This window comes from Kribbella catacumbae DSM 19601 (assembly GCF_000372465.1).
Classification (GTDB): domain Bacteria; phylum Actinomycetota; class Actinomycetes; order Propionibacteriales; family Kribbellaceae; genus Kribbella; species Kribbella catacumbae.
The window spans coordinates 87,628-95,454 of sequence record NZ_AQUZ01000034.1; the positions used below are offsets into that span (position 1 = coordinate 87,628).

At 66.8% G+C, this 7,827-nt stretch carries 7 protein-coding genes and 2 pseudogenes; 4 read left to right on the forward strand and 5 right to left on the reverse strand.

Annotation, left to right across the window (positions count from 1 at the left end):
* The first annotated feature begins 405 nt into the window (after nt 1-405).
* Nucleotides 406-1,833, forward strand: a complete 1,428-nt coding sequence (locus A3ES_RS0129665) for an aminopeptidase P family protein (protein ID WP_020390480.1) — start codon at nt 406-408, stop codon at nt 1,831-1,833.
* Here A3ES_RS0129665 and A3ES_RS56355 read toward each other — a convergent pair.
* Complete coding sequence (locus A3ES_RS56355; RefSeq protein WP_020390481.1) at nt 1,771-2,115, reverse strand: hypothetical protein; 345 nt, start codon at nt 2,113-2,115, stop codon at nt 1,771-1,773. The genes A3ES_RS0129665 and A3ES_RS56355 overlap by 63 nt on opposite strands.
* Nucleotides 2,116-2,342: 227 nt before the next feature.
* Nucleotides 2,343-2,642, reverse strand: a pseudogene (locus tag A3ES_RS57215) (alpha-L-fucosidase); the annotation flags it as partial.
* Between the two features lie 65 nt (nt 2,643-2,707).
* Between A3ES_RS57215 and A3ES_RS0129680 the strand changes: the two are divergent.
* The 3 genes and pseudogenes from A3ES_RS0129680 to A3ES_RS54400 all read left to right on the forward strand — a co-directional run bounded on the left by A3ES_RS0129680 (nt 2,708) and on the right by A3ES_RS54400 (nt 4,309).
* On the forward strand, nt 2,708-3,850 hold the full coding sequence (locus A3ES_RS0129680; protein WP_020390483.1) for an SGNH/GDSL hydrolase family protein: 1,143 nt from the start codon (nt 2,708-2,710) through the stop codon (nt 3,848-3,850).
* Between the two features lie 27 nt (nt 3,851-3,877).
* Nucleotides 3,878-4,033, forward strand: a pseudogene (locus A3ES_RS57220) (IS256 family transposase); the annotation flags it as partial.
* 108 nt (nt 4,034-4,141) lie between these two features.
* Nucleotides 4,142-4,309, forward strand: coding sequence for a hypothetical protein (locus tag A3ES_RS54400; RefSeq protein ID WP_020390484.1), 168 nt, complete (start codon nt 4,142-4,144; stop codon nt 4,307-4,309).
* Nucleotides 4,310-4,674: 365 nt separating this feature from the next.
* On the opposite strand, the gene A3ES_RS0129695 is transcribed toward A3ES_RS54400, so the two are convergent.
* The 3 genes from A3ES_RS0129695 to A3ES_RS0129705 form a co-directional block, all read right to left on the reverse strand.
* Nucleotides 4,675-5,730 carry a GDSL-type esterase/lipase family protein gene (locus tag A3ES_RS0129695; protein ID WP_020390486.1) on the reverse strand — a complete coding sequence of 352 codons (1,056 nt, stop codon included), beginning with the start codon at nt 5,728-5,730 and terminating at the stop codon, nt 4,675-4,677.
* Between the two features lie 75 nt (nt 5,731-5,805).
* The gene (locus tag A3ES_RS0129700) at nt 5,806-7,329 is read right to left on the reverse strand and encodes a hypothetical protein (protein ID WP_020390487.1); all 1,524 of its coding nucleotides are present in this window, start codon (nt 7,327-7,329) and stop codon (nt 5,806-5,808) included.
* Between the two features lie 33 nt (nt 7,330-7,362).
* Nucleotides 7,363-7,827, reverse strand: a 465-nt coding sequence (locus tag A3ES_RS0129705; protein WP_026163323.1) for a hypothetical protein, incomplete at its 5' end; no start/stop codon positions are given.

Below are 7,827 nucleotides of genomic sequence, written 5' to 3' on the forward strand. Positions count from 1 at the left end.
CTCGTGTGGTTCCTGACCCGACTCATCGGAAAGGCCGGCATAGCGCACCTGCGCCGCCGAACTTGTTCATCGCCGGGGTGCGGTGTCCCGGGGACTGGGGGATCGACACCTCACTCGCGCCGAGCTGGTCCGACTGTGCCAGGTCTAGCACGACGCCGCCCCGGGCAACGAAATCCCGGATCGAGCGCCAACTCCCACGGCGGCAGTCCGACGCCTACCGGCATCTTGGTTATCGACTCGATAACCACGAGGGTCCGCCGCCAGGCCTTGACACCGGCAGCAGTCCCATCCCTTCTTGCGTTCATTCCACTGAACGATCATCGGCGGGTGGTCGTTCTCTTCCCTGGTAAGCGTTCGGTATCGTGAACGTGGTGCCTCCGCGGGCGCCGAACTGAGGGAGTGTGCATGACTTACCGCCAGCCGGCTGGACGCCGGCGTAACGGACTGTACGACGAGGTGGCACCTGAGCTCGCCGAGCTGATGCGAACGGGATGGGCCGACACCGAGCTGTTGGACCTGACCCCCGACGCTCAAGCCCCGTTCGCGGCGGCGCGCCGGGACCGGCTGTCCGCGCGCTTTCCCGGTGAGCGGCTGGTAATTCCGGCCGGCAACCTGAAGATCCGGTCGAACGACGACCTCTACCCGTTCCGGCCGTCGAGCGCCTACACCCATCTGACCGGCGACCAGACACCGAATGCCGCCCTCGTGCTCAACCCGTTGCCAGAAGGCGGTCACGAACCGGTCGCCTACCTGCTGGACCGATCGAACCGGACGACCGGGGAGTTCTGGCTCAACTCCAGCATCGGCGAGCTATGGGTCGGTCGCCGGAGCAGCCTGAAGGAAGCCGAACAGCTCCTCGGTCTGCCTTGCCGGGACGTCGCCGTACTTGTCGAGGACCTGACAGCATCTGCTGTCTCGACACGCCTCCACCGGGGCTATGACGTGGACCTGGATCGGCGGCTGGACACCGGCGCCGACACGGATGGGGAGCTTGCCGAGTTCCTCGCCGAGCTGCGGTTGGTCAAGGACCCGTGGGAGACCGAGCAACTCCGGAAGGCGTGCACCGCGACAGCACGAGGGTTCCAGGACGCGGCGGCGGACCTGGCTACCGCGATCGCCACCTCGGAGCGATGGATCGAGGGCACCTTCAACCGTCGTGCCCGGCTGGAGGGCAACGGTGTCGGCTACGGCACCATCTGTGCGGCCGGGGCCCACGCGACCATCATGCACTGGGTGCGCAACGACGGTCCCGTGCGCCCGGGCGAGCTCCTCCTGTTCGATGCGGGCGTCGAGACCACGACCCTTTACACCGCTGATGTCACCCGGACCCTGCCGATCAGCGGCCAGTTCACGCCGCTGCAGCGCGAGATCTACGACGCCGTCTACCAGGCACAAGAGGCGGGGATCCGGGCGGTCGCGCCGGGCGCGCGCTACCGCGAGTTCCACGAAGCCTCCCAGCGAGTGCTCGCCGAGCACCTGGTCGGATGGGGTTTCCTGGACGGTCCGGCCGACCGCGTCTACGAGCTGGGACTGCAGCGGCGCTACACCATGGCCGGCACGGGCCACATGCTCGGGCTCGATGTCCACGACTGCACGCAGGCCCGGAATTCGCAGTACGTCGACTGCGAGCTCGAGGCAGGTATGGTGCTGACCGTCGAACCTGGACTGTACTTCCAGCAGGACGACCTCACGGTCCCTGAGGAGTTCCGCGGAATCGGTGTCCGGATCGAGGACGACCTGCTGGTGACATCTACCGGTCACGAGAACCTGTCAGCTGACCTGCCGCGCACCGCGACGGCAATCGAATCGTGGATGGCGGGGCTGTCCGGCTGACCGAAGCGCAACCGACCAGCTGTCAGGTCGCGAGCGCGGCGGCCCGGCCAGACTGCTGACCAACAGGTCGAAGAACTGTTTCAGCCACCCGACCAGGTTCTCGGAGTAGAACTCCTCGTCGCCGAAGCAGGCGGAGAAGAAGTTGTGCCGGTTGGCGCGCATCGCGGGTGTGCGCAACCGCTGTCCCGGCCGCGGCGGGCCGACGGTCTGCCAGGACTCGGGGAACGGGGCTGTCGTCCACAGCCGGTTATCGAGCTGGGCCTGGTAGCTCGCGTCGTACATTCCGTCCGGGCCGATGAAGTAGTAGCAGGCGCGGTCACCTTGGGAGACCGAACCGGCCGATCCCGGACGTGGACTGTTGGATCCGGGATGCGCCCAGGCCTGTCCGGCGGCGGTACCGCCAAGAGCGATGCCGGCGGTTCATGTTCGTAGAACATCAGCATCCGGTCGTCATGCGAGCTGACCCCGAACGGCATCCCGACACGGCGACTAGCAGCAGCGAACTCGCCGATCAGATCCCGCCGCGGGCCAACGTTCACCGAGTTCCACGGCTGATGGCTGGAATCGAAGTTGTCGAAGTGGTCGTGATGATTGGCGAGGGCCACGAAGTACCTCGCGCCGAGCCCGGCGAAGTACTCCAGCAACGCGTCCGCGTCGAACTCGGCCGCCTTCCACTCACGGATGACGTCCTTGAATCTTTCTCCATGGAGGTCCACGTACCCGCGACTGAATGACTGATTGTGATTGATTGAAGGCACGCATTGACATATTCGCGCAAACACTCCTAACCTCGAACCCGGATTTGTCATCTTCGCTTACTACGCGGGAGCGCTCCCGCGACCCGCCCGGATCCACCGGAACGAGGAGGACCGACATGCCCACCCCTGGTCGACTGTCCCGGAGAACCTTGCTCACGGCCACCGCCGCGGGCCTCGTCGGCGCAACCGCCGCGCCCTCGCAGGCTGTCGGCGCGCGGACCCGGTACCACGGCGCACTGACCCGATACCACACAGCGGGCCGGGTCAGGAGAGCCGCTGACGGGTCCGTGCAGTACAGCTGGCCCGGCGTCTACTTCGAGGGACGGTTCCGCGGTACCGGCGTTGGCATCGTCCTCGAAGACTCCGACAACGACTACGATGTTCGGATCGACGGCACGCCCGCCGCCACGCTGGTGACGCCGGGCCGGACCGTCTTCTGGATCGACGACCTCTCGGACACCGAGCACGGCGTGCGGCTCGCCAAACGCACCGAGAGTACGCGGGCCGCGGGCCGGTTCGGCGGCTTCGTCGCCACTCCCGGGGGTGTGATTCTCCCCAGCCCCCGCGCGCGGAGCAGGCAGATCGAGTTCATCGGCGACTCCTTCACCGCGGGCTACGGAAATGTCTCCGACACACGTGACTGTTCGAGCAATGGCGGAGTGAACCGGAACAGCAACGCTGACCTCACCTTCGGCGCCCTCACCGCCCAACGCCTCGACGCGGACTACCAGATCAATGCCTTCTCCGGCCTTGGAATGGTCCGCAATTACAACGGCGCCATTCCCGATACCGACTTCCGCACCTATTACGATCGGGCCCTGCTGAACGTTGAGGGCGATGTCTGGCGCAGACCCGGCAGTTGGCGGCCGCAGGTCGTCGTGGTCGGTCTGGGCATCAACGACTTCTCCACTCCCCTGAATCCCGGCGAGCGCCTGCGCTGGACGACGCAGGAGGCACTGATCGCTGACTACGAGGCGGCCTACCACGGCTTTCTCGGCAAACTGCGCGCCCTTTACGGCCCCAGGACGTTCCTCGTGGCCAGCGCCACCCGCCTCTACAACACCACGGCGTTCGCCGAGACCACCCTGCGCATCGTCCAGGAACGCAACCGCCAGGGCGACGACAGGGTCCGCCATTGGTACTACGCCGACCCCGGTCTGGACTACCGGGGCTGCGGCTGGCACCCCTCGGTCCACGACCACCGGATCATCTCCGGCCTGCTCGACGACTATCTCGCCGGCCTGCCGCTGCGCTGGTAGCCCGATGGAGGATCGACGGACATCAGCCGACGGGCGGGATGCGTGCCGATCGAGGCACACGACGAGTGGCAGGTCGCCGAACGCCGCTACCTCTCCGAGGCATCGCTACGCCTGAGGACTGTCAGACAAGGGTGTGAGTGGCTCGACACGCCGACCGGCTGGTTGGCGAGGATGCGTCACTGATGACCGAAACACTGGCGGGCGTGGGCCCATCAAGAACTGAGGACCTGCTTGAGGTGCCGTTGTTGAGCGACGCTTCGGTTGATCGCGTGTAGGTGGGTCTGCGTCACCGTGTACGACGACATGGCGGTGGCCGGGGTGGCGGGTGCTGAGCCCGACGCGTCGGTCGACATCGCCGATCCGGCTGAGCCGTCACAGGAGGAGCTCGCGATCGCGCGTGAACTGGTTCGCTCCGCAGGTGCCCCCGGCCACGACCTGGACGCACACCCCCCGGCCTGACGCAGCCACGCCAATCCCCGATGCCGATACGTGCCAGTACACCACGCTGATGGACGCCACTCAGCGGGTCACAGTTAACGACCTTGGCTCGAGGAAACCGTTGCCACCAGCATTGTTGATCACGACGTCGACCCGTTCGAACTCCTGCCTGACAAAGTCGGCAGCGCCACGGGCTCCCTGCGGGTCGCTGAGATCACCGGTTGTACCACCGATCCCCGGTCCCTCCACCGCTGATCACAACAACAAGGGTCATACAGCCGATCCTATGAGCCGCCGCGGCGGCCCCCGCTGCCGTATCCAGCTAGCCTGGACATCTGAGACGAGTTGGGATCGACGAAGGGCTCGTGCGGGAAGGGTCGGCGTGCTTATGCTGACTGGCCGGTGGAGGCGGACGGCAGGATCGCGGCGAGTCTCGGCGCCAGCCGCGATCCGATCAGCCGGTAGCCCTCGGCGTTGGGGTGCACGTCGTCGCCGTACAGCGCCAGCGCCTCGGTCTCCGACAGGATCGTCCGGCCGTCGATCAGGTGCAGAGCGTGATCACCGCGGTCGATCAGCGCCTGGACTCCCAGCGACACGCAGCTCCGGACATCCTCCAGGGTCAGGCCCACGCCGTTCGCACGCCCTTCTCGCTTGGGTGCCAGCAGCGGGGTGATCGCGACAATCGGTGTCCGGTGCTGTCGTTCTCGCACGGAGGTCAGAAATGCCTCGACCTGTCCCGGCAGGGTCCGCCCGCTGAAGCTACCGCCGGTGAAGATGTTGATCCCGATGCAGAGCGAGATGAGATCGGCGGGCGTGTCCCGGATCGCCCTGGCCGCAACGGGGTCAAGGTGGCACTCGCCACCGAGGCCGAGAGCAAACGCGTCCCAACTGTTGGCCCGTGCGACCAGGGCGGGCCAGGTCTCCGACGGTCCCGCAGCCGCTCCGCTCTGAGTGATGGAGCTGCCGTAGGTCGTCCAGCGGACTCCAGGTCGCCGCACTGGCGCGGCCGGCGCGTCGAAGGCGAGCCCGCGGATCGACACCTTTCCGAGGTGTGGCAGCCAGACCTCGATTTCGGAGGCAACCCCGGGCAGATCGAGTCGGACCAGTTGCTCACCCTCGTCGACCCGGCCGCGCCAGTGCAACTCGCCGTCGACCAGTACGTCGATCGACCCGATCGCTGCTTCCGGCACACACTCGCCCCGGATCTCGAGCCGCAACTGTCTCGCTGCGGTACGCCAGCAGCCGCGCACACCCGCCGGCGTACAGGCTCGGGACCAGAGCGCCGCCGTCGGTGGACGGTTCGCCCGGTCGCCCTCGCCGTGCCACCGAACCAGATCAAGATTCTCGCCGCGAGGATCGAGCCGCCAGAAGGTGGTCCATCCCTCGCTGTCTGTCGATTGGTGCCGGAATCCTGTCCAGGCAGAGGCCGCTTGGGTAGTCACGCATACTCCTTGGGACGGTGGAACGCGGCTGGAGCACGAGGTGCTCCAGCCGCCACGGGGCATACTGCCGATGGGTCAGATCCAGTAGAACAACAGGCCGACCGCACCGTTCACGGGTTTGGCCAGGGTGTAACGCTTGGAGCCGATCGAGCTCAGCGCCGGCGAGCTGACTGCGCCTGTAGCCGGGTCGATCATGCGCAAGTCTCTGGGTTTCCTGCCGCTGGCGGTCAGGTCGAAGGTCAAGGTGATGGTTTGCCGCAGTGCGGTGGACTCGCCGCCAGGACTTGTCCGGCTGGTGATGTCGTTCTTCGGCCAGCCGGCCGCGTTCAGCACCATGAAGAACGGCGTGTCTGCCGCCGGGAGGTACGAGCCACGTTGCGCTCCGGTCAGTTTCGGGATGGGACGGTAGGTGCCGACCAGCACGTCGACAGGACGTCCGCCGTTGACCCCGGCAGGCGGCGAGGTGACCGTCACCGAGGTCAGCAGGGTCCCTGGATCCGTGGCCGCGCTGAATGCCGGAATGCCGCTGGCCGGCGTCGGGACCCAGCCGCCGTTGAAGTACTCACCGCGGATGATCCCGGCACTTCGGGTCCGTAGCCGAGACAGGTAGGGACTGAGGTTGACCCGCATCTTGTTCAGCCGCGCGTACTGCTGGTACTGCGGAGTGAGCGCTCCGGACTCGTCGTGGAGAAGCCAGATGGCGTCACCGGCTCTCCACTGGTAGCGGAACATCGACAGCCACTTGCCACCGAGACACCAGGTGACGAATGACGGCATCCACAGCTCCGTTTCCGACGCAACTCGCGGGCCGGTGAGGTGGTGCCCGGTGCCTTGGCGGTATCCCAGGGTGTACTGGCCGAAGTTGAGCGGTGAACCGCCGTTTCCGTCCAGACCCTCCAGCGCGAGCCTTCGGATGCGCCAGGTGTCGTTGTACAGCGGAGTGACACTTCCGGCGGGGAAGTGGTGCCGGGTCGTGTCGTAGTAGTAGTGGTCCCAGGTGAGCAGGTCAGGCTGGACCGCGGCGATAAACGCGCGGTACTGGGAATCGGACCACTGCCCGCTCCACTGGTTCGTGTGGACGAGGGCCTGCGGCGCTTCCGCCCGCGCCAGCGCCGCCCAGTTCGCAGCGTATTCCTGCATGGCGGTCGAGTAGTGGTCCTCGTCCCCGAGGCAGATCGAGAAGAGGTTGGCGGCGTTGGCCGCGTGCGTGGTGGTGAGGAACTTCTCGCCGGGGTTGGGGTTACGGGTGATCGCGCCAGCGTGTGGCGCCTTGGCCAAACCCCAGGTGGAACCCTTCGGAAGGCTGGCCATCAGGGGAGAGTTGTACTGGGGCGGGTCGTAGAACATCGGCAGCGTGAAACCCGCACCGGTGTACTCCGCGGCTGACGGGTAGAACCGGCCCGGGGTCGCCTCGGCCATCCAGCTCCCGTGCTGCAGGCCCCGCTTGAGGAAGGCGGCGTCAGAGCGGGACAGCTTGGCCGCAGGCGCGGCCCAGGACGACTGGCCGTTCGCGGATATCGCCGCGATGGCGACACCACCGGCCGCGGATGCGAGTAGGGTGCGGCGGGACAGACCGCCGTTCGGTTTGTCTGAGGGCACGAGCGTTCTCCTTCGGGTGGGCGGATTTCTCTGTCAGGTGAGCGTCATGTCGAAGACTGCGGTGTAGGGACTCCCTCGCTCCGCGGGGACCGAGAGCGACATCCCGTTGGCGTGGACCTGGTGATCGATGACTGCGTCGCTGCCGATCAGCCGGACCGCTGCGGGCCCGTCGGGCCCGAGCGGTGAGTCCGAACCGAGGCCAGGCAAAAGGATCTCGCCCTGCCCCGGGTTGAGGACGAACACGTAGAGATGGTCGTCCCGGGTGGTGAACCGCACCTCGTCGTGTGGATAGGGCGGACTGGCCAGCGTGCGTTCGTTGAAATGGCCGCCTGTGTGTTCCTCGGCCCCGGACAGGTCGGCCTGGTCGACGGTCCGGTCTGCGGCCATCGCCGCCAGGTTGTCTCCGTACACGTGCCACGGTCTGCTGGCGAAGATCGCCTCGGCGTGGGTGCGGACCCAGGCGCCCAGTCCGTCGAGGATCGGGCGATGATCGTCGGG